This is a genomic window from Chamaesiphon sp. (genome assembly GCF_041738855.1).
Lineage (GTDB): Bacteria > Cyanobacteriota > Cyanobacteriia > Cyanobacteriales > Chamaesiphonaceae > Chamaesiphon.
On record NZ_JBGSPA010000124.1, the window covers coordinates 1 to 17,392 of the forward strand.

A 17,392-nucleotide genomic window follows, 5' to 3' on the forward strand; every position below is an offset into this window, starting at 1 on the left:
TAGCAACTGTTCTAATTGAGTGATGACGTTCTAAATGTGCCGCAACTATTTTTTCTCGAAGATCGATTGAAGCTGGTTTCATTATCAAATATATTTTTACTACCCTTTAGTGTACCTCATAACTAGCAGAAGTGCTGTATGAGCCAACGAAATCCGCCATAAGCTGTGTTCAGTCATGATTAATCTCATCCTATTGCATTGAATATTTAACGTCGAACGAGATCGGGAAATTGTTGCCGTAATAGATCCAGTTTAGGTAAATCGTGAACTACCACATAGGGATATGTTGGATTGCGACCGATAAAATTCTGATGGTACTGCTCCGCCGGATAAAACTCATTTAATGCAACTAATTGTGTCGCGATCGGTTGGGTAAAGATGCGAGCTTGATTCAGCCGATCGATATAAGTTTTTGCCACCTGTTGCTGTTGAGAATTAGCAAAAAATATTGCCGATCGATATTGAGTACCATTATCTGGCCCTTGTCGATCGATCTGAGTGGGATCGTGAGCGACAAGAAAGTAAATCTTCAACAGTTGTCCGAGCGAAATTTGCTGGGGATTATATGTAATTTTGACAGCTTCGGCGTGACTCGTTCTCCCACTGCTGACGGTATCATAATTAGCCGTCTTCGCATCTCCGCCCGAAAAACCAGAGACAACATTAGAAACACCTTTGAGATTTTCAAATACTGCTTCCACGCCCCAAAAACATCCGCCAGCAAGTACTAATGTCTGTTCCCCCTTTGCAGTAACCGCAATATCGCTAGGCGGCTCGATCTCGATGCCAGCGATCTTCGCGGGAGTTGCATTTGCAACAGCGGAAGAACTCGATCTTGAAATCCCACAAGAGACAGTCGTAAGCGATAATAACGAGAGAATAAAGACAAGATGAAAATAACGATTGAAAATATTAGTTGACATATCTGAAGAATAAATGATGTTTTGACTCAATCGAATCCGCCCATCTTATTTATAATCCCCCAAACCACTCATAACCTTGGTCTTCCCAATAGCCCTGCTTGGTTGCTAATCGATCGAGTAAAGTAACTCTAGTCACCCATTTACTTTGCTTGTAACCTAGCTTAATCGGTGCAGCAAGACGTAAAGGTGCTCCATTATCTACAGGGAGCGGCTGACCATTTTTTTGATATGCTAATAGCGTTTGTGGGTGCATTGCTGAAGGTAAATCCCAACTGTTATAGTAACCATCTCCAGATTCAAAATAGACATATCGAGCTGTGTTTTTTGGCTGTGCTAAAGCGATTAAATCTTTAAGTCTTACACCGCCCCACTGCACGATCGCCGCCCAACCTTCGACGCACACATGCTGAATTACCATCGATCGCAATGGTAATTTTTTAATATCGCTCATACTCAATTGCATCGGCTGGTTCACTGCGCCGTCGATAATTAATTTAAAAGTAGCCGGATCGATTTTGGGAGTATCGTTAAAACTATTAATCAATAAAGCTTGAGGTTCGATCGAGTTAACTGGATATTCGCGAGCTAGAGCTTGCGGTTTGAGTAATAGTTCTTCGACTCGTTGATTGAGCGGATCGATCGCATTCCCGATATTGGTTGAATATTGATTCAATCCACAACTATCGAGCAGTAAGCCCATGCCTGCGAAACCAGATAGTTGTAATAATTGCCGCCGATTTAGGGAGTTCATAATTAGTTGGGAGTTGGGAGTTGGGAGCTAGGAGGTGTAATTCATGAATTGCCCCTACCGAAATGTCAGATTTTCAAACAAACATCGATCGCCAGAGTCTCAATCCGCCAACTTTTAAACCCATTAGCATGTGGACGATCGTAAATATTAAGGCGATCGGGACTGTCAAAAAATGTACCGTACGAAGAGTTTGCCAATCGCCAAATAAACCAGCCAACCAGCCTAATTGCACTGGCTTATACATCGCCAAGCCACTCGCGATCGCCAGAATCAAAATCGGAATGATGCCCGTATAAATTAGCCGATGCCAAGCATAAGTTTTGCGCTTAGGATTTTGTCCGACCTTCAGGACTTTGAGATCGCTACCAGAAACAAATCGCCGTTGCCATCGTTTTGTCAAGCCGATATAAATACCGTAAATTAGCAAATTAAATGAAAACACCCACATTATGGCAAAATGCCAATCCCTACCACCCGCCAGCCACCCACCCAAAGTCATAAAATCGGGAAACCGCCACCCCTCTTTGCCACCAAATACAGGCGTGGCATTATAAATCTGAAGTCCGCTACCAATCATCAACAATAAACTGACAATAATAATGCAGTGAAACAGCTTAATAACGATTTTTTGATGTGGAACTGGAGGCGATTTTTTAGGTATTGCCATATTTATAACTGGTAAATTGGTGTAAAGAATCCCCTCCTCGGAGCGGCTCGCGCTCGTCGGGTTTCCCGACGGTTTAGCGAGACAAGACAGGGGTGCCCGTAGGGCTACTGGTCGGGTCACCCGCCCAGTGGGGTGGGTAGATCTACGCTATAACAATTTCAAATAGCAAAACTCGGAAATAAAGGAGCCAACCATAACTGAATCTGCACATCCAAACCCAACAGCATCGCGATCGCCGTCATAATTATCATCATCCCGCCAATCTTTTGGATCGTCCCAGAATGCGATCGCAACTGTAACAATCGCTGCCCCAAATAACGACCGCCATAAGCAAATAGCAACATCGGCACCGCTGCTCCCAGTCCATAAACAACCAACATTCCAAACGCCTGAATGGGCTGATTTTGCACCGCTGCTAGGAGTAAAATACTCGCGAGTACTGGCCCCGCGCATGGTGTCCATAATAGTCCGAGTTGGCTGCCCAAACAGAATTCACCTACCAATCCGATCGGGTTTGAGCTGTCAGTTTTAATCGAAAATATGTGAAAAAATCGATAACCCAATTCAGGAAAAATCGAGAATACACCCATTACTAATAGAATCACGATCGCCACCGCTCTGAGTGCATCTGGTAGATCCGGTATCCAGCTAGCTACAATGCCCAGCAAGCTACCTGTAATCGCAAAACCACCAATCAAGCCACCGACGATCGCGATCGGCCCGTAGCGGTGAGATTGGAGCGATCTACCGACAATAATCGGCAATACTGGCAAGATACAAGGAGACAAAACGGTCACGATTCCACCGCCAAATGCCAAACCGACAGATAGAGCCTGACTAGTCATGACTTTAACAGTTTTTGAATCGCTCGATCGGTTTCTGGATAAGCTCCCTCACCAATATGGTCGTAAACGATCCTACCTTGTCGATTTGCTAAAAATAGATGCGGCCAATATTCGTTGTTGTATGCTTTCCAAGTTTTAAAGTCATTATCGACAGCTACGGGGTAAGTAATGCCATGCTTTTTAATTGCTGCTTGAATATTACCGATCTTCCGCTCATAGGGAAACTCAGGCGTATGTACGCTGACGACTTTTAGCCCTTGTTTGGCATACTGTTGATGCCACTTGACGATATAGGGCAAGGTGCGCTGACAGTTGATGCAAGCAAATGTCCAAATGTGAATCAACGCGACGCTACCTTGGAGATCTTTTTTGGTAAGTGGGGATGAATTTAGCCACTCTTGAATGCCCTGAAATTCGGGTAAAGAATTACTCGCCGCAATCTCTGTAGATTTGATAGGCATGGCATTCGCACTAGAAATACTATTAGAATTATTGACCTGTTGAGAGCCAATTCCACATGCTGTTGTGACTCCCATGCCGATCGCACCCAATCCGAAATATAGAAATTGTCGCCTTTGCCAGATAGACTTATCCATGCGCTGTTGCTCTTACAATATTCAATCTATTTACAATTGCTACTTACCGATCGGATGTCATCGGTGAATTTCGATCGGAGGCAAGATCGGAGGTTAATCTTACCTCTAGCCCCAGGTTGTTAGTCTATGGTTTGGTTGCGGGTGTCTTTTTATCATCGCTTTTCATCGCATCACCTTTCATCGCGCCACCTTTCATTGCGTCGCCCTTACCGTCGCCTTTCATTGCGTCACCTTTCATTGCGTCGCCCTTGCCGTCACCTTTCATGGCATCGCCTTTCATCGCGTCACCTTGCTTTGTCGAATCAGCAGCGGGAGGAGTTGAGCTGGTAGAACAAGCAGTCAGACTAGTACTCAATATTAGTCCAGCGACGATCGCCAAAAATTTCCAGTTTAAAGCAGTTAATTTCATTGGATTATTACCTAATAAATGTCGAAGAGCGATAAAATATTTTGTGGCAGAACCGAATTGGTTCTTGAATCCAATTATGGATGTCTAGACTGAAACTCTTGTGAGGCAAAACTAAGAATTTCCTGAGAGAATGCTGAGTCACTTTTCAGCGTATTCTCAGCAATTTCTCATAAACTATCGATTGCCACCACTATTTCCATGTCGATCTGGTTTACATAACCGACAATTTTGACCGACTACTAATTGAATAGAATGGTGAGAAGTCCGCAGTTCGGCAGCCATCAGCATCATCCCGACTAACAAAATGCCAATGCCCACCAGAAATACAATAATGACAAGCTGATGCAGCCAACTTGTATTGTTAGCGGTGGCTAGTGCGATGACTAGCATGTCTAACATAAAGACGAGTATCGACAGATAAATTAGCATCAAAGCATCATGCACCTGATGATGGTGACGTAACAGATCTAGCAACAGCCGATCGAGATGGCCCACACAATTGCTGATGATGCTATCGGATCTGGTTGCTGATAAATTTCCATAATTCGATCGAGCAATTTTAGCGCATCGGCTTTTGGTCGCTGAAATGAATTGCGCCTGATAATCGAACCAAAGCTACCACCGGATTGGATGGCACGAACTTATTAGGCCATAGTTAGGCGGCTTGAGTGCTGGGTGAGGACTGTAATTAGAGAGCGATCGTTTAGACGGTCAGTGTTAGCGCAAGCTTTGGAATATTCGTGAGAAAATAAAGAACGCACAAGTGACGATCGCTCAAGCCAGATTTCCAATGTATGAATTACTACACTCATTCATTAGGCGGCTTTTCCCAGAATGTCAGGTTGACGCAACACTGATTGAACCTCTGCTTGAGTCGAAGAGAGTACTCAAAGGTGACTTTCTATTTCGAGAAGGCGATATCTGTCATTTCGTCGGCTTGACAATGCAAGGTTGCCTGAGAAGCTTTTTTCTCAAAGATGGCAAAGAACTGACCTTGTTTTTTCACCCCGAACATTGCACAGTGGGGGATTATGAAAGTTTTCGACGAAAAACGCCTGCTTACTTTTCTTGTCAGGCGATCGAAGACTCTGAGGTACTCACCTTAAATTTGCAAGCGATCGAAATTCTAGAAACCTTACCAGATGGCCAGAAATTACTCAGGCTTGTTGTAGAAGACCTCGCTTTCCAGTTACGAGATCGTCTACTTTCTCTTTATCGAGATTCCCCTGAGCAGCGTTATCTCAATTTCCGCAACAGCGAACCCAAACTTTTGCAGCGCATTCCACAGCAATACTTAGCATCGCATTTGGGAATTGAGCCAGAATCGTTCAGTCGATTGAAGCGAAGGGTACAGGAAAGGGGATCGACTTAACCCAAGTCAATGCGTGTTATTGCTCTGCACAGTAAAGTTGTGGGAAATACACTTCTGCGGCACCGGAACATTATGTCACTAGAGCAAAATAAAGCAATTGTGCTTAAATTCTATGAAGCCTTCGATCGAAAAGATGTTGAGCGAGGACGAGAATTGATGTCTGCCGATATTGTGGGGCGCGGGATGGGAACGGATATTCTTTATGGCTATGATGCGTTCATGCACTATGGAATGATGATGTTTTCTGCATTTCCAGATGGTCGCCATCTTCTGGAAGAAGTCATTGCTGAAGATGATAAAGTTGTCACTCGTGGGATCTTTACGGGAACGCATCAGGGGGAGTTAATGGGCATTCCACCCACAGGCAAACAGGTCAAGTTTTCAGTAGTTCATATCGATCGGGTGGTAGACGGAAAAATTGTGGAGCATTGGGGGCAAGGCGATACCTTTGCAATGATGCAGCAGTTGGGCGTAGTTCCATCGTAAGCTAAATAAGTAATACGTTGAAGCTTATCTGTCGGGCTGTTGATGTGTTCGGATTCGGTTGAGTATTAATTAAGAACGCCTTACACCTGCCAAAATAAATAAGATCGCCTCTTCGATGTGTTCTTCGATCGCTTCTGGACTCAGACGATCGATATCTGGCGTGAGATGTTTCCAGTTTTCATGCACAGTAAAGTAGAACAGACAAACACTCAAGATATAAGTTAAAGCCAAAAACGGTTTAAGCGGGCGAAAATATCCTTCCGCCATACCTCGTTCTAAAATCTTGAGCAAATACTCATGCAGGCTCAAAACATTACACTCTTTGAAGTAAATTCCTTGATTTTGGCTGGCTTCTTGAAACCAGAGCATTTGTCGGTGAGGATTTTTAGCTTCGTTGACGATCGCGATCCGAATAATTTGCTTCAGGGCTGCTTCAGGATCTAAACCATCAAAATTCAACTGCCCAAGCGTAGATTGAACCTCATCGATCGGGCGTTGTAGCACTGCCTTATACAAGTTTTCCTTATTCTCAAAGTAGTAATGCAGCGATGCCGTTGTCACCTGAGCGAGATCCGCGATCGCACTCAACCTCGCACCATTTAAGCCATGCCGCGAAAATTCTTGCTCTGCGGCATCTAAAATTCGCTGCTGTGTCATCTGGGCATCACGAGCAGATGGGACGGGTTTTGCGCCTCGTTTACTGGGTCGAACCACGGCATTTTAATTGATTATTTGCCTTTCCATCGTAGCAAACAGACAGCCAGACTGAAGACAATCGATCTCTGAATTGACGTAAAGACAAGTCTTTGATAAACTTACTAATTAATTAGTAAGTAACTTCGAGCAATCATGAATCAATTGCAAGGCGCACCGTGGCTGTTGGCACATCGTTCCATGCTCAAGCCCGATCGGCCGCTGAAAATTTCACTATTGGGTAATGATTACGTCCTTTGGCAGGATAATCTTGGCAACATTAACGCCTTGCCTAATGCTTGTCCTCATATGGGTGCAATGCTGTCTGAGGGTTGGTGTGTAAGTAACGCTGATGGCGTTAGTAGTATCGCTTGTCCCTTTCATGCCTTGGAATTTGACAATTTAGGTTACACAGTTTTACCAGGATCGAATAAACAGACCAAATCCTTGTTACAGCCTCTAGAATTAATTATCCAAGGGGATTTTATTTGGTCGTATGGTAACTATGAGCCGAAAATTCCAATTCCGGCAATTATGAATGAGATTGCCACGGAATATGAGTTCATTGGCGTAACGGGAGAACGCAGCATTCCCACCGACCTTTTGAGCTTGCTACTAAATATGCACGACTACAACCATCAAAATGGCACTCATCGAGAATTATTTGAGATTGAAGAAGTGCAAATGAAGCAGTTCATCGATGAGGGGTTACATTCTCATGCGTATTTGTCACAACCCCGCAAACAACCTACATTTCGCGATATTTTAAGAAATCCTGCTCAACTTGCGATGCCAAAGGTGCTAGAGGCACATCTAGAAAACTTTTTTCCGTTCATGGGTTTGTTGCATGGTGAAGATAAGCTATTGAGCCTCAAGGAATGTCACTTCTATCTTCCTGAGTCCGATCGGCAATCTCGCGTGTTTGTGTTGATGTATATGAAGGCACATTCGCCGATCGCACATTTGCTCAAAGGTAATTTGCTCAAGTTGATTGATGTGGTTGTGGATCGGGATGCCAAGATTTTAGGGAAGATTTATGCTAATACACCACAGCGGATAAAACTAAATAATGAAGTAGGAATGGATTGGGTGCGACGAAATTTTGAGAGCTTTCCAGCCGTTGTCGAACCCAATCTATCTCGGTAGTTGCCAGCCATTACTTTTCCCAATCCATGTGTATAGGCGACAATTTCAATTAGGCTGAGATCGCCAAATTCGATCGAAAACCAAACGACTCAGCCTTCACTTCAGTAGATATTAAACATCAACATCGAAACTATATTAAGACAAGCCTTAATTATTTATAGCCGCCTAACAACAACGTTATGTTGAAGGCTTAACTCCATAGTCCGATACCCAAGGATCGAACTTAAATTCATTCGTGAAATATTCGATAAAACAACGCACTTTTGCTGGAATAAATCGCCCGCGCCGATAAACCGCGTGAATCGGTAACGGTGTGGGTTGATAATCTTTGAGAATCACTTTCAAACTGTCAGATTGAATCAGATCGCCAAACAACTAAACGGGACAAACAGCAATACCTAATCCTGCCAATACAGCTTCCCGAATGGCAGTAGAACCATCAACTTGCAGATTGCCTTTAACGGTTACTTGGGTGGTACCGCCCGTCGGCAGTTGAAAATGCCAATTATTAGCAGTTGCCAGACGAGAATAGACAATACAGTTGCGATCGACCAAATCTTCCGGTGTTTTGGGTTCTGGGCAATCGCGGAAATAATCCCCCGCAGCCACAGTTACGCGGCGGGTCACGCCAATTTGATGCACACTCAGCATTGAGTCGTTCACCTCGCCAATCCGAATTGCGACATCGATGCCTTCTTCGACAAGATCGACAAAGCGATCGTTCATCATCAGATCTAGCTTCAGATCGGGATAGCGACTGAGAAAGCCCTTGAGATAGGGGATAACTTGATACTGACCGAATGCCACCGAACAGTTGACCCGCAGCGTTCCAACTGGGTTTTGGCGTTGACCGACACTGGAAATCGTTTCGGCAGCGGCATCTAATAAAGACTGGCACCGCTCGAAAAAAAGTTCGCCCTCCTGCGTCAATTGGAGTTTAGTAGTCGATCGAGTTAAGAGCTGTACGTCTAGGTAATCTTCCAATGCCGCAATTTTTTTACTAATTGTGGGTTGAGTGGTGTTGTATTCCCGCGCCACTGCCGAAAAACTGCCCATTTCCACTACGCGCACAAAACTTTGAATACAGTCGAGGCGATCCATGCGGCTAGCTATTCCAAAATCGAATACTACATATTCTATTTTACCTACTTCTAAAACTAATTGGAATGATGCAAGATGAAACAGTCGAGAACAAAAGGTTCAATTTTTAACCTTCATAAATCGGGAAATTACGATGAATATTCACAACTCAGTTGCGTTTGTCACAGGTGCAAATCGCGGTATCGGCAAAGCTTTTGTTGAAGCGTTAGTCCGAGCAGGTGCTCGCCGGATTTATGCAACGGCTCGATCGATCGAATCACTCACAGATGTAGTGGCGATCTCGCCCGATCGAATTATTCCCATCGCTTTGGACGTGACCGCCGTTGAAAAAATGTTTGCGGGTTGGATGCCTCAATAGGTCGGGAACCGATCGCCTTTTCTACAACTAATCGGAAGTGAATTGGGGGAGATTTCCTGCCCTGAGTCCTGCCCGATCGTCTCACCCGAAAAAATCATGAATCGAGGAAAAACTGTATGAGCGAGAGCAAAAAGCCTACCGCAGTAGTTGTCGGTGCAACAGGAATCATTGGTAGAGCCATCGTCGCGAAACTGGCTCAAGTGGGAGGATGGCGGACGATTGCAGTTTCGCAATCTGGCAAAACATTACCAGGAGCAGATGAAGCGATCGGCGTTGATTTGTTGGATAGCACCGATGCCCGTATTAAACTTGCAGTGGCCAGTCAAGCAAGTCATCTCTTTTTTGCAGCCTACGCACCGCGATCGGGTTGGATTGAAGAAGTCCAGCCCAACCTGGCACTATTAGTTAATGCCATCGATGGCCTGGAGTCGGTTGGAGCACCCTTACAACATGTCACCCTCATCACGGGGGCAAAATATTATGGAGTACATGTGGGCATTTCGCCATCACCAGCTCTAGAAACCGAGCCAAGGCATGTCGGGCCGAATTTTTACTATGCCCAGGAAGACTATCTCCGATCGCGATCGCAGAGTAGCACCTGGCAATGGACGAATCTGATTTCAACCCATTTGACAGGTTTTGCTGTTGGCAATCCCATGAACTTGGCACTCTCGATCGCAGTGTATGCTTCAATCGTGCGCGAAGTTGGTCTGCGTCTTGATTTTCCGGGAAGTGCTGCTGCTTTTGGGGCTATGACCCAGATCGTGGATGCGGAACAAGTTGCCGCTGCTGCCATTTGGGCCGCCGAGACTCCAGCGGCGGCTGGTGAGATTTTCAATATCTCCAATGGCGATCCAACGCGATGGTCTCAGCTTTGGCCCGTTTTTGCGGCAGACTTTGGCGTACCGCTTGGCAGTCCGCGTCCGTTGCCCCTAGCAAGCTTCATGGCTGAGTATGCCTCACTGTGGAAAGCGATGGCATCAAAATACAATCTGGCAAATTCAGATCTTTCGACGCTGGTAAATTGGCAGTTTTTGGAGTTTATGTTCGCCATCGATTATGACATCGTGTTAGCACTGGGTAAGATCCGTCGAGCTGGATTTACGAGTCACCCAGACACTGTAGCAGGCTTTAAACAGCGATTCCAGCAATATCGCCAAGAACGGATCATTCCTGATAGAGATGATTAAACTATGACTGCTCTGTTCGATTCTTTTCAACAACGAGGCGTGACCTTTCGCAATCGCATTGGTGTCTCCCCCATGTGTCAATACTCTAGCCAAGATGGATTGGCGAGTGAGTGGCATTTAGTTCATTTAGTCAGTCGTGCCGTGGGAGGCGCAGGACTAATTTTTACTGAAGCGGCAGCAGTCGATCCAGTAGGCAGGATATCCCCTGGCGATCTAGGCATATGGGCCGACGAACAGGTTCCCATGCTCGCCAAAATTGCCAAGCTGATTCAAGCAGCAGGTGCGGTAGCAGGGATTCAACTGGCTCATGCTGGGCGAAAAGCTAGTTGTGCTGTGCCTTGGGCAGGTGGCAATCCGCTAACCCAGGCTGAAGGAGGATGGCAACCCGTTGCACCGAGTGCGATCGCCTTTAATGACATGAGTCCAGTCCCAACCGCGATCGCACTTGAAGGGATTGAATCTATTCAGCAATCCTTTATCCAAGCAGCGCAAAGAAGCATTGACGCAGGCTTTCAGACGATCGAAATCCATGCTGCCCACGGTTACTTATTGCACGAATTCCTGTCGCCATTGAGTAACCACCGCACAGATCGCTATGGCGGAAGTTTTGAAGGGCGCATTCGCTTCCTCATCGAAATTGTCCAGGCAGTACGCGCCATCCTTCCCGACCATCTGCCGCTCTGGGTCAGAATCTCAGCCACCGACTGGGCAGAAGGGGGATGGGATTTAGAGCAAAGTATTGCCCTGAGCAAAATTCTCAAAACTGCTGGTGTCGATTTAGTGGATTGTTCGACAGGAGGCTTGATTCCTGGGGTTAAAATTCCGACTGGGCCAGGTTATCAAGTGCCGTTTAGCGATCGCATTCGACAGGACACAGGGATCGCAACTGCTGCGGTGGGGATGATTACTACTCCCGAACAAGCCGATCTGATAATCCGTAGCGGGCAAGCCGATCTGGTATTGCTGGCTCGTGAGCTGTTGCGCGATCCGTACTGGCCCCACCGCGCTGCCAAGGAATTACGAGTCGATCGTCACTCGTATCCTCAGCAATATCAAAGAGCGTGGTAATTCACTGAGGATATCTCAATGTCAATGCAATCCCTTCTATTTTGGCTAATTGCTTTCGTCATGGGCACGATTACGTCAGTCTATCTGCCGATGAATGGAGTTGTGGCCAGATATGTTGGCTCTGCCCTGTTAGCAAATATTCCGTTTTATCTACTGGGTGCAATTACTACGCTTTTACTCTTTTCATTCACGGGTAATTTTGGTGCGGTTGCTCGACTTCGAGAGGTTCCCAGTTATCTTTACCTGAGTGGGTTTATCAGTGCCTTTCTGGTCTTTGGATCTACATTTTTGATTCCCAAGTTAGGCGCAGGACGATTTTTCGTTCTATTTGTGGCGGGACAAATTCTGATGGCACTAACAGTCAGCCATTTTGGACTACTGGACTCGCCTCAAGATCCCATCACTGTGAAAAAAGCATTTGGTGCAATCTTACTCCTGATTGGCGTGACCCTTGCCACTCAATAACAACCCAATTCCCATTTAATCTTTCAGCAGAGATCCCCATGTATACCATCTACGCATTCCCTACACCCAGCAGCATCAAGGCGATCGTCACTTTGGAAGAACTCAACCTTGAGTATACGCTTCATCCGGTTAACATCCGTCAAGGTGGTCAGCGCGAAGCCGATTTTCTGACAGTAACCCCCGCTGGCAAAGTACCTGTGCTGGTAGAGGAAAACATTACTGGCGATCGATTCACACTCACAGAGTCCGCAGCTATTCTAGTTTTTCTCGCAGAAAAGCATGGCCAACTGCTGCCTACAGAGCCGATCGATCGTGCCCGCGTGTTTGAACAGCTATTCTTTCACGCATCGGGACTCAGCCCAGCGTTTGGACAATCGGGATATTTCCAAAAACTGGCACCCGAACCCATGCCCTTGGCGATCTCGCGCTTTCATGGCGAAGCCAAGCGGACACTCGGTTTACTCGATAGCACGCTAGCACATCGGGCTTACGTCGCTGGGGATGATTACTCAATTGCCGATATCGCCCATTTCGGCTGGCTGTGGCGGCGAGCGTTTGCTGGGGTTGACTTCGACGATGCTCCCAACGTCGCTCGTTGGTACGAGTCGATCTCTACACGTCCTGCTGTGTTACGGGCGATTTCTAAAGTCGAAGCTTTGGCAGCATAATCGCTTTTCTGACCCATCTAATTTTGCTGGCGATCGATCGAGATCGCGTGATTCGATCTCTAAATCTAAAAAAATCGATCGAAGCTGAAAATACTAAATGCAATTTTATTGATATTTTTCAGCTTTTTTTCATGTTCATCTCAGCAACGTTGCTACCGTATCAAATCACAATTTGGGGTAATGTCAAAAAAGATTCGGTATAATAAATAGTCATGTTTCAGAGCGGAGAGAATATGAAAATGATTATCCGAGAAGCCAAAAAAGTGACTTTGATGAAATTTGGCTAATCTTCCATGAAATTGATACTGTTGGGCATTTACCAAAGGCATTCAATCACCAGGGTAAACGCACTTAAATTTTCTATTATTAAAAATGCTTAGAAGCCGGGCATGGATTCGACTTGTCAAAGATGTATAATGTATGCCTACAAACAGCTTTAGCTAATTAATTGTGTTAGATTAGTTTAAAACTAATATTACTTTAAATGAAGCTGAAACCTAAATATAGTATAGCAGAACACTTTAATGACATAAAAGATATTAGAATTTAACGTGGAAAAAAGCATAAACTAATCGACATAATCACGATCTCTATTTGCGCTGTAGTATGTGGAACGGATGGATGGATAGATATAGAAATGTATGCCATCGCTCGAAAAAAATGGCTAGAGAAATTTCTAGAATTGCCGAATGGGGTACCATCTCACGATACATTTGCCAGAGTGTTTTCACAAATTAATCCCGATGAGTTTAACAAATCTTTTCTGAGTTGGATTAAAGGAATAAGTAAAATAACAGCCGGAGAAATAATTGCATTTGATGGAAAACAATCTTGAAATTCAGGAGATAAAAAGAATAATCAAGGTGTAATTAACACAGTTAGTGCTTGGGCGGCAAGTAATAGGTTAGTATTAGGTCAAAAGAAAGCAGAAGGAAAATCTAATGAAATCACAGCACTTCCCGAACTGATTCAGGTCTTGGATTTAGCAGGGTGTGTAGTCACAATTGATGCAATAGGATGTCAAAGAGAAATAGTCAAAAAAATCGTCGAAAAAGATGCAGACTATGTAATTACTGTAAAAAAGAATCAACCGACTTTATACGAACAAATAAAGCAGCTATTTAAACAAGCAATTGAAACTCAGGGAAAAGACCTCAACCTGAGTAGCTTCTACAGTAGAGAGATGAATAGAGGTAGAGAAGAAATTCGTAATTATTTAATGATAACAGATGTTGCAGAGCGAATAGATCCACTGCAAAAGTGGAGAAAGTTAACTAGTATTGGCATGGTAGAATCAGTTCGAGTTGTAGGCGGGAAGACCAATATAGAAACTCGTTATTTTATCAGTAGTCTAGAGAACGATGCTCAAAAATTAGCCGAGGGAATTAGAGGTCACTGGTCGATAGAAAATTCTCTTCATTGGGTGCTTGATGTTGCTTTTCAAGAAGATAATAGTCGAATCAGAAAGGATAATGCTCCAGCTAATTTCGCAGTTTTAAGACATATAGCAGTTAACATAATTAGTCAAAATAAGAGCCGAAAGTTAAGTGTTAGAAGTAAGAGATTGTTAGCGACACTTGATGAAGAATATTCAACTGAACTTTTAGAAGCTATTTTATGATTTATTTTCAATAATCGATCTCGGCTTAACTAAAGAGTTGGCCGATCTTTCTGCTACACTAAATTAAATTAATCCGCTTTCATGTTTGATTTTAGTTTCAGTTGGCATTGTAATAAGTGCAACTAGTTAGTAAGTACCATTGAGTTAGCCGTTCTAGTTTTGATCGATCGAATCACACCCGATTTTGGTGCGTTCACCCTGATTCAATCACCCTGAAAAAGGCTATGTTGACGCTTTGGTGATGTACAAATGGCTAGTTACTTAACAGTTATTACATTTAAACTTGTGAACAGAGTTGGAACGCAATATGAATACTGAGTTTGAAGTTGCAGAAGCATTGAAGCAAATTGCTTTGGATGAGGAGATCAAAGCATACATTCTTCAGCATCCGCCCTTGTATCACTCCTTGCTTCAAGCAGCTTTACGCTTCATTGGCGGTGAAACATTAGCACAGTGTGCGGAAACTGCAAAATCTGTGAATCAGCAGGGGACTGCTGTCACGATCGATTATATGGGTGAAAGCACTCGTGACACTGGGATGGCAGAGCAAGCGACCCAGGAATTTCTCGGTGTGATTCAAACGATCGTCGATCGAAATCTAGATTCGTCCGTATCATTGGACTTATCCCACATTGGGATGGTCATTGATACTGAATTAGGGTACAAAAATGCTTGCATTCTTGCTAAAGCAGCACATGATGTAGGGCTTGAAATGATGATTAGCATGGAAGGAATCGATCGTACAAGCTTAATCCTAGAAATCCATCAACGCTTGTGTGAAACCTTCGACAATGTTGGAATTACCCTTCAGGCTTACCTTCATCGGACACCAACCGATCTGGAAAACGTATTGCAGCTCCCTGGCAAAATTCGATTAGTGAAAGGAGCCTACGCTGCTCCCGCTCATCTGGCTAAATTTCGTGGTGCGGAACTCGATAAGTCCTATCGCCAATTAATGGAAAGGCTCTTAATGAGCGGACATCCCTGCTCGATTGCGACGCACGATCCGGCATTACTCGATCCGGTGCCACTGGAATTCGCGCATAAATTCATTCAAGAACAGGGGATCGAGCAAGACACCATTGAATTTGAAATGTTAAAAGGGGTGACTCCAGAGCGATTGCAGACAATGAAGAATCATGGGTATCGAACTCGTGTTTATTTACCCTATGGTCGAGAGTGGCACTTATATCTATGCAATCGTTTGGCCGAACATCCTCCAAACCTTTATCGAGCGATCGCTGATGCTGCAAAGTACAAGTATGGTCGGTGACATGACAGCAGCCCAACAATTCGGTTGCAGCAGCGAGTGGCAAATTCTCGCCTATCGTTCTGGTATTCTCGTTGCCACTGAACCGAGTCTATAGCCTGCTGGTTTAATCAGTGGAAGTTGATTCAAGTTTTACTCACTCTCTCCCACCAAACTGCCTTCTGCTCGATCGTACACAGGTACTTCTCGCTCCAACTCAGCATGACCTGTAAAACAGGTTCTAAGCTTAGTCCAAGCTCAGTTAGAGAATATTCGACTTTTGGAGGAACTTCGGCATACACTTTTCTCTGAACAATACCAGACTGTTCTAGTTCTCGTAACTGCATCGTCAGCATCCGCTCGGTTACTCCAGGAAGATGCTGTCTGAGTTCCCCGTAACGTTTGGTTCCCTGAGACAAGAGAGAGAGAATTGGCATTTTCCACTTTCCCCCAACGACATCAACAAGGGCTTCTACTGGACACATATATTGCTTATGTTGCATTGAGTCTTGTTCCAACGATACTTTTTGATAGTTCCTAATCATATTGTACGTACTTGAAATATCGATATGTTTAGCTCATACTCGTACTATGCAAGCAGCAGCGAGATAAGAGAAGTAAGCTATCTTTGCTAAAAGTGTAAACACAAAAAGGCAACAAAGGACAAATTTATGAAGGACTCTGAAGTGAAACAAGGCTTAATCGTCGTTGATATTCAAAATGATTATTTCTCTAGTGGAAATCTAGAGCTTGTCGGTATAGAACAAGCTGCGAAAAACGCTGGTAAGATTTTACAGAAATTTAGAGATAAACAATCTCTGGTCTTTCACATCCAACATATATCGAACCAATCAGAAGCCACGTTTTTCTTGCCAGATAGCCAAGGAGCTAAAATTCACGAAAGTGTAGCTCCCCAATCCAACGAAATTATTGTTGTCAAGCATTTTCCGAATAGTTTTCGAGAGACCCATTTGCTTAAGTACTTAAAAGACTCTGAAATTGAAGAAGTGGTCATTTGTGGTGCAATGAGCCACATGTGCATTGATGCTACAACCCGTGCTGCCTTCGATTTTGGATTTCAATGCGTAGTGATTGAGGATGCTTGTGCAACGCGGGACTTGGAACATAAGGGCAAAACGGTCAAGGCTGCTGAGGTTCATGCAGCTTTTATGGCAGCGTTAGCAATGCCTTACGCAAAAGTAATCTCCACTGACGAGTTTGGTCGTGTTTAATTGTAACAATTCCTCTTTGCGTAAATTATTGGCATTCAGTGGGCATCAAACTTAACAGAAAACTTACCTGTATTCCTGGTTGTTCCCGATCTATGCAAAGCTGCCTCTGAACCTGATTTTGCCTGGACTTTTGCAACCACTGTCAGTTGAATCATCGTGTGAACGTTTTACTAAAGATTGAATGATTGCGTCAGTACAACTTTTCCAATCGCTCGACCTGATTCAGCATGTCGATGGGCAGCAGCAATTTCAGCCATGCTGAAACTCCGATCGTCCAACAAGGGTTGGATCTTGCCCTCATCTACTAGTTGAGCCAATTTCGACAGAATTTCTCCATGACGATCGCAATCGACATCAAACAGCAAGGGAATCAACATAAAAACTAGATGCAGGCTTAGCCCTTTGGCATGGAGTAACCTGAGTTCGATGAAGTTTTGTCTCCTCAAACTCAGGCATTTCAACACTTTTAGGCTAACAGCAGAATTTTTTCAATTTTTGGCACATTAAAATCCACCATCAATATCATTAATAGTTGAAAAAACATTGATTTAA

The 17,392-nt window shown here is 44.3% G+C and carries 21 protein-coding genes and 1 pseudogene; 11 read left to right on the forward strand and 11 right to left on the reverse strand.

Annotated features, from left to right (window positions below; all coding sequences use genetic code 11):
- Positions 1 to 206: 206 nt before the first annotated feature.
- The 7 genes from msrA to ACEW9I_RS11470 all read right to left on the reverse strand — a co-directional run bounded on the left by msrA (position 207) and on the right by ACEW9I_RS11470 (position 4,686).
- Positions 207 to 923 carry a peptide-methionine (S)-S-oxide reductase MsrA gene (gene msrA, locus ACEW9I_RS11440; protein ID WP_373540466.1) on the reverse strand — a complete coding sequence of 239 codons (717 nt, stop codon included), beginning with the start codon at positions 921 to 923 and terminating at the stop codon, positions 207 to 209.
- A 49-nt stretch (positions 924 to 972) separates the two neighbouring features.
- Positions 973 to 1,674, reverse strand: a complete 702-nt coding sequence (locus ACEW9I_RS11445) for a molybdopterin-dependent oxidoreductase (RefSeq protein WP_373540467.1) — start codon at positions 1,672 to 1,674, stop codon at positions 973 to 975.
- A 73-nt stretch (positions 1,675 to 1,747) separates the two neighbouring features.
- Complete coding sequence (locus ACEW9I_RS11450; RefSeq protein ID WP_373540468.1) at positions 1,748 to 2,341, reverse strand: cytochrome b/b6 domain-containing protein; 594 nt, start codon at positions 2,339 to 2,341, stop codon at positions 1,748 to 1,750.
- Between the two features lie 158 nt (positions 2,342 to 2,499).
- Positions 2,500 to 3,186, reverse strand: coding sequence for a cytochrome c biogenesis CcdA family protein (locus ACEW9I_RS11455; protein WP_373540469.1), 687 nt, complete (start codon positions 3,184 to 3,186; stop codon positions 2,500 to 2,502).
- Positions 3,183 to 3,782, reverse strand: coding sequence for a redoxin family protein (locus ACEW9I_RS11460; RefSeq protein ID WP_373540470.1), 600 nt, complete (start codon positions 3,780 to 3,782; stop codon positions 3,183 to 3,185). Before ACEW9I_RS11460 ends, ACEW9I_RS11455 begins: the two co-directional genes overlap by 4 nt.
- A gap of 124 nt (positions 3,783 to 3,906) precedes the next feature.
- Entirely contained in the window at positions 3,907 to 4,191 is a 285-nt protein-coding gene (locus tag ACEW9I_RS11465) for a pentapeptide MXKDX repeat protein (protein ID WP_373540471.1), read from the reverse strand.
- Positions 4,192 to 4,365: 174 nt separating this feature from the next.
- Entirely contained in the window at positions 4,366 to 4,686 is a 321-nt protein-coding gene (locus ACEW9I_RS11470) for a DUF2721 domain-containing protein (protein WP_373540472.1), read from the reverse strand.
- A gap of 295 nt (positions 4,687 to 4,981) precedes the next feature.
- Between ACEW9I_RS11470 and ACEW9I_RS11475 the strand changes: the two genes are divergently transcribed.
- Together ACEW9I_RS11475 and ACEW9I_RS11480 are read left to right on the forward strand one after the other, a co-directional pair.
- Positions 4,982 to 5,563: a Crp/Fnr family transcriptional regulator gene (locus ACEW9I_RS11475; RefSeq protein ID WP_373540473.1), complete on the forward strand. Its 582-nt coding sequence runs from the start codon at positions 4,982 to 4,984 to the stop codon at positions 5,561 to 5,563.
- A 72-nt stretch (positions 5,564 to 5,635) separates the two neighbouring features.
- Positions 5,636 to 6,049, forward strand: coding sequence for an ester cyclase (locus tag ACEW9I_RS11480; protein ID WP_373540474.1), 414 nt, complete (start codon positions 5,636 to 5,638; stop codon positions 6,047 to 6,049).
- Positions 6,050 to 6,118: 69 nt separating this feature from the next.
- Here ACEW9I_RS11480 and ACEW9I_RS11485 read toward each other — a convergent pair whose 3' ends face one another.
- On the reverse strand, positions 6,119 to 6,763 hold the full coding sequence (locus ACEW9I_RS11485; protein ID WP_373540475.1) for a TetR/AcrR family transcriptional regulator: 645 nt from the start codon (positions 6,761 to 6,763) through the stop codon (positions 6,119 to 6,121).
- 135 nt (positions 6,764 to 6,898) lie between these two features.
- Between ACEW9I_RS11485 and ACEW9I_RS11490 the strand changes: the two genes are divergently transcribed.
- Positions 6,899 to 7,888, forward strand: coding sequence for a Rieske 2Fe-2S domain-containing protein (locus ACEW9I_RS11490; protein WP_373540476.1), 990 nt, complete (start codon positions 6,899 to 6,901; stop codon positions 7,886 to 7,888).
- A 375-nt stretch (positions 7,889 to 8,263) separates the two neighbouring features.
- Here ACEW9I_RS11490 and ACEW9I_RS11495 read toward each other — a convergent pair whose 3' ends face one another.
- Positions 8,264 to 8,989 (reverse strand): LysR substrate-binding domain-containing protein, encoded by a 726-nt coding sequence (locus ACEW9I_RS11495; protein ID WP_373540477.1) that lies wholly within the window; start codon positions 8,987 to 8,989, stop codon positions 8,264 to 8,266.
- Positions 8,990 to 9,122: 133 nt separating this feature from the next.
- On the opposite strand from ACEW9I_RS11495, the gene ACEW9I_RS11500 reads away from it, so the two are divergent.
- From ACEW9I_RS11500 to ACEW9I_RS11530, 7 genes and pseudogenes are all read left to right on the forward strand, one after another.
- The gene (locus ACEW9I_RS11500; protein WP_373540478.1) at positions 9,123 to 9,347 is read left to right on the forward strand and encodes an SDR family NAD(P)-dependent oxidoreductase; all 225 of its coding nucleotides are present in this window, start codon (positions 9,123 to 9,125) and stop codon (positions 9,345 to 9,347) included.
- 116 nt (positions 9,348 to 9,463) lie between these two features.
- Positions 9,464 to 10,537, forward strand: coding sequence for an SDR family oxidoreductase (locus ACEW9I_RS11505; protein ID WP_373540479.1), 1,074 nt, complete (start codon positions 9,464 to 9,466; stop codon positions 10,535 to 10,537).
- 3 nt (positions 10,538 to 10,540) lie between these two features.
- Positions 10,541 to 11,605, forward strand: coding sequence for an NADH:flavin oxidoreductase/NADH oxidase (locus ACEW9I_RS11510; protein WP_373540480.1), 1,065 nt, complete (start codon positions 10,541 to 10,543; stop codon positions 11,603 to 11,605).
- 24 nt (positions 11,606 to 11,629) lie between these two features.
- Positions 11,630 to 12,070, forward strand: coding sequence for a DMT family transporter (locus ACEW9I_RS11515; RefSeq protein ID WP_373540481.1), 441 nt, complete (start codon positions 11,630 to 11,632; stop codon positions 12,068 to 12,070).
- A 38-nt stretch (positions 12,071 to 12,108) separates the two neighbouring features.
- Positions 12,109 to 12,738, forward strand: coding sequence for a glutathione S-transferase family protein (locus tag ACEW9I_RS11520; RefSeq protein ID WP_373540482.1), 630 nt, complete (start codon positions 12,109 to 12,111; stop codon positions 12,736 to 12,738).
- A 484-nt stretch (positions 12,739 to 13,222) separates the two neighbouring features.
- Positions 13,223 to 14,359 (forward strand): annotated as a pseudogene (locus ACEW9I_RS11525) (ISAs1 family transposase).
- 307 nt (positions 14,360 to 14,666) lie between these two features.
- Positions 14,667 to 15,632, forward strand: coding sequence for a proline dehydrogenase family protein (locus ACEW9I_RS11530; protein ID WP_373540483.1), 966 nt, complete (start codon positions 14,667 to 14,669; stop codon positions 15,630 to 15,632).
- A gap of 122 nt (positions 15,633 to 15,754) precedes the next feature.
- Here the strand turns inward: ACEW9I_RS11530 and ACEW9I_RS11535 are convergent, their stop codons facing one another.
- Positions 15,755 to 16,111 carry a winged helix-turn-helix transcriptional regulator gene (locus tag ACEW9I_RS11535; RefSeq protein ID WP_373540484.1) on the reverse strand — a complete coding sequence of 119 codons (357 nt, stop codon included), beginning with the start codon at positions 16,109 to 16,111 and terminating at the stop codon, positions 15,755 to 15,757.
- 168 nt (positions 16,112 to 16,279) lie between these two features.
- Between ACEW9I_RS11535 and ACEW9I_RS11540 the strand changes: the two genes are divergently transcribed.
- Positions 16,280 to 16,840 carry a cysteine hydrolase family protein gene (locus tag ACEW9I_RS11540; protein ID WP_373540485.1) on the forward strand — a complete coding sequence of 187 codons (561 nt, stop codon included), beginning with the start codon at positions 16,280 to 16,282 and terminating at the stop codon, positions 16,838 to 16,840.
- A 170-nt stretch (positions 16,841 to 17,010) separates the two neighbouring features.
- Here the strand turns inward: ACEW9I_RS11540 and ACEW9I_RS11545 are convergent, their stop codons facing one another.
- Positions 17,011 to 17,286: a zinc-binding dehydrogenase gene (locus ACEW9I_RS11545; protein ID WP_373540486.1), complete on the reverse strand. Its 276-nt coding sequence runs from the start codon at positions 17,284 to 17,286 to the stop codon at positions 17,011 to 17,013.
- Positions 17,287 to 17,392: the final 106 nt, after the last annotated feature.

Excerpts from the sequence above, each read along its gene's own strand:
- msrA (WP_373540466.1), bottom strand. The coding sequence starts at position 923 with ATGTCAACTAATATTTTCAATCGTTATTTTCATCTTGTCTTTATTCTC.
- ACEW9I_RS11445 (WP_373540467.1), bottom strand. The coding sequence starts at position 1,674 with ATGAACTCCCTAAATCGGCGGCAATTATTACAACTATCTGGTTTCGCA.
- ACEW9I_RS11450 (WP_373540468.1), bottom strand. The coding sequence starts at position 2,341 with ATGGCAATACCTAAAAAATCGCCTCCAGTTCCACATCAAAAAATCGTT.
- ACEW9I_RS11455 (WP_373540469.1), bottom strand. The coding sequence starts at position 3,186 with ATGACTAGTCAGGCTCTATCTGTCGGTTTGGCATTTGGCGGTGGAATC.
- ACEW9I_RS11460 (WP_373540470.1), bottom strand. The coding sequence starts at position 3,782 with ATGGATAAGTCTATCTGGCAAAGGCGACAATTTCTATATTTCGGATTG.
- ACEW9I_RS11465 (WP_373540471.1), bottom strand. The coding sequence starts at position 4,191 with ATGAAATTAACTGCTTTAAACTGGAAATTTTTGGCGATCGTCGCTGGA.
- ACEW9I_RS11475 (WP_373540473.1), top strand. The coding sequence starts at position 4,982 with ATGTATGAATTACTACACTCATTCATTAGGCGGCTTTTCCCAGAATGT.
- ACEW9I_RS11480 (WP_373540474.1), top strand. The coding sequence starts at position 5,636 with ATGTCACTAGAGCAAAATAAAGCAATTGTGCTTAAATTCTATGAAGCC.
- ACEW9I_RS11490 (WP_373540476.1), top strand. The coding sequence starts at position 6,899 with ATGAATCAATTGCAAGGCGCACCGTGGCTGTTGGCACATCGTTCCATG.
- ACEW9I_RS11495 (WP_373540477.1), bottom strand. The coding sequence starts at position 8,989 with ATGGATCGCCTCGACTGTATTCAAAGTTTTGTGCGCGTAGTGGAAATG.
- ACEW9I_RS11500 (WP_373540478.1), top strand. The coding sequence starts at position 9,123 with ATGAATATTCACAACTCAGTTGCGTTTGTCACAGGTGCAAATCGCGGT.
- ACEW9I_RS11505 (WP_373540479.1), top strand. The coding sequence starts at position 9,464 with ATGAGCGAGAGCAAAAAGCCTACCGCAGTAGTTGTCGGTGCAACAGGA.
- ACEW9I_RS11510 (WP_373540480.1), top strand. The coding sequence starts at position 10,541 with ATGACTGCTCTGTTCGATTCTTTTCAACAACGAGGCGTGACCTTTCGC.
- ACEW9I_RS11515 (WP_373540481.1), top strand. The coding sequence starts at position 11,630 with ATGCAATCCCTTCTATTTTGGCTAATTGCTTTCGTCATGGGCACGATT.
- ACEW9I_RS11520 (WP_373540482.1), top strand. The coding sequence starts at position 12,109 with ATGTATACCATCTACGCATTCCCTACACCCAGCAGCATCAAGGCGATC.
- ACEW9I_RS11530 (WP_373540483.1), top strand. The coding sequence starts at position 14,667 with ATGAATACTGAGTTTGAAGTTGCAGAAGCATTGAAGCAAATTGCTTTG.
- ACEW9I_RS11535 (WP_373540484.1), bottom strand. The coding sequence starts at position 16,111 with ATGCAACATAAGCAATATATGTGTCCAGTAGAAGCCCTTGTTGATGTC.
- ACEW9I_RS11540 (WP_373540485.1), top strand. The coding sequence starts at position 16,280 with ATGAAGGACTCTGAAGTGAAACAAGGCTTAATCGTCGTTGATATTCAA.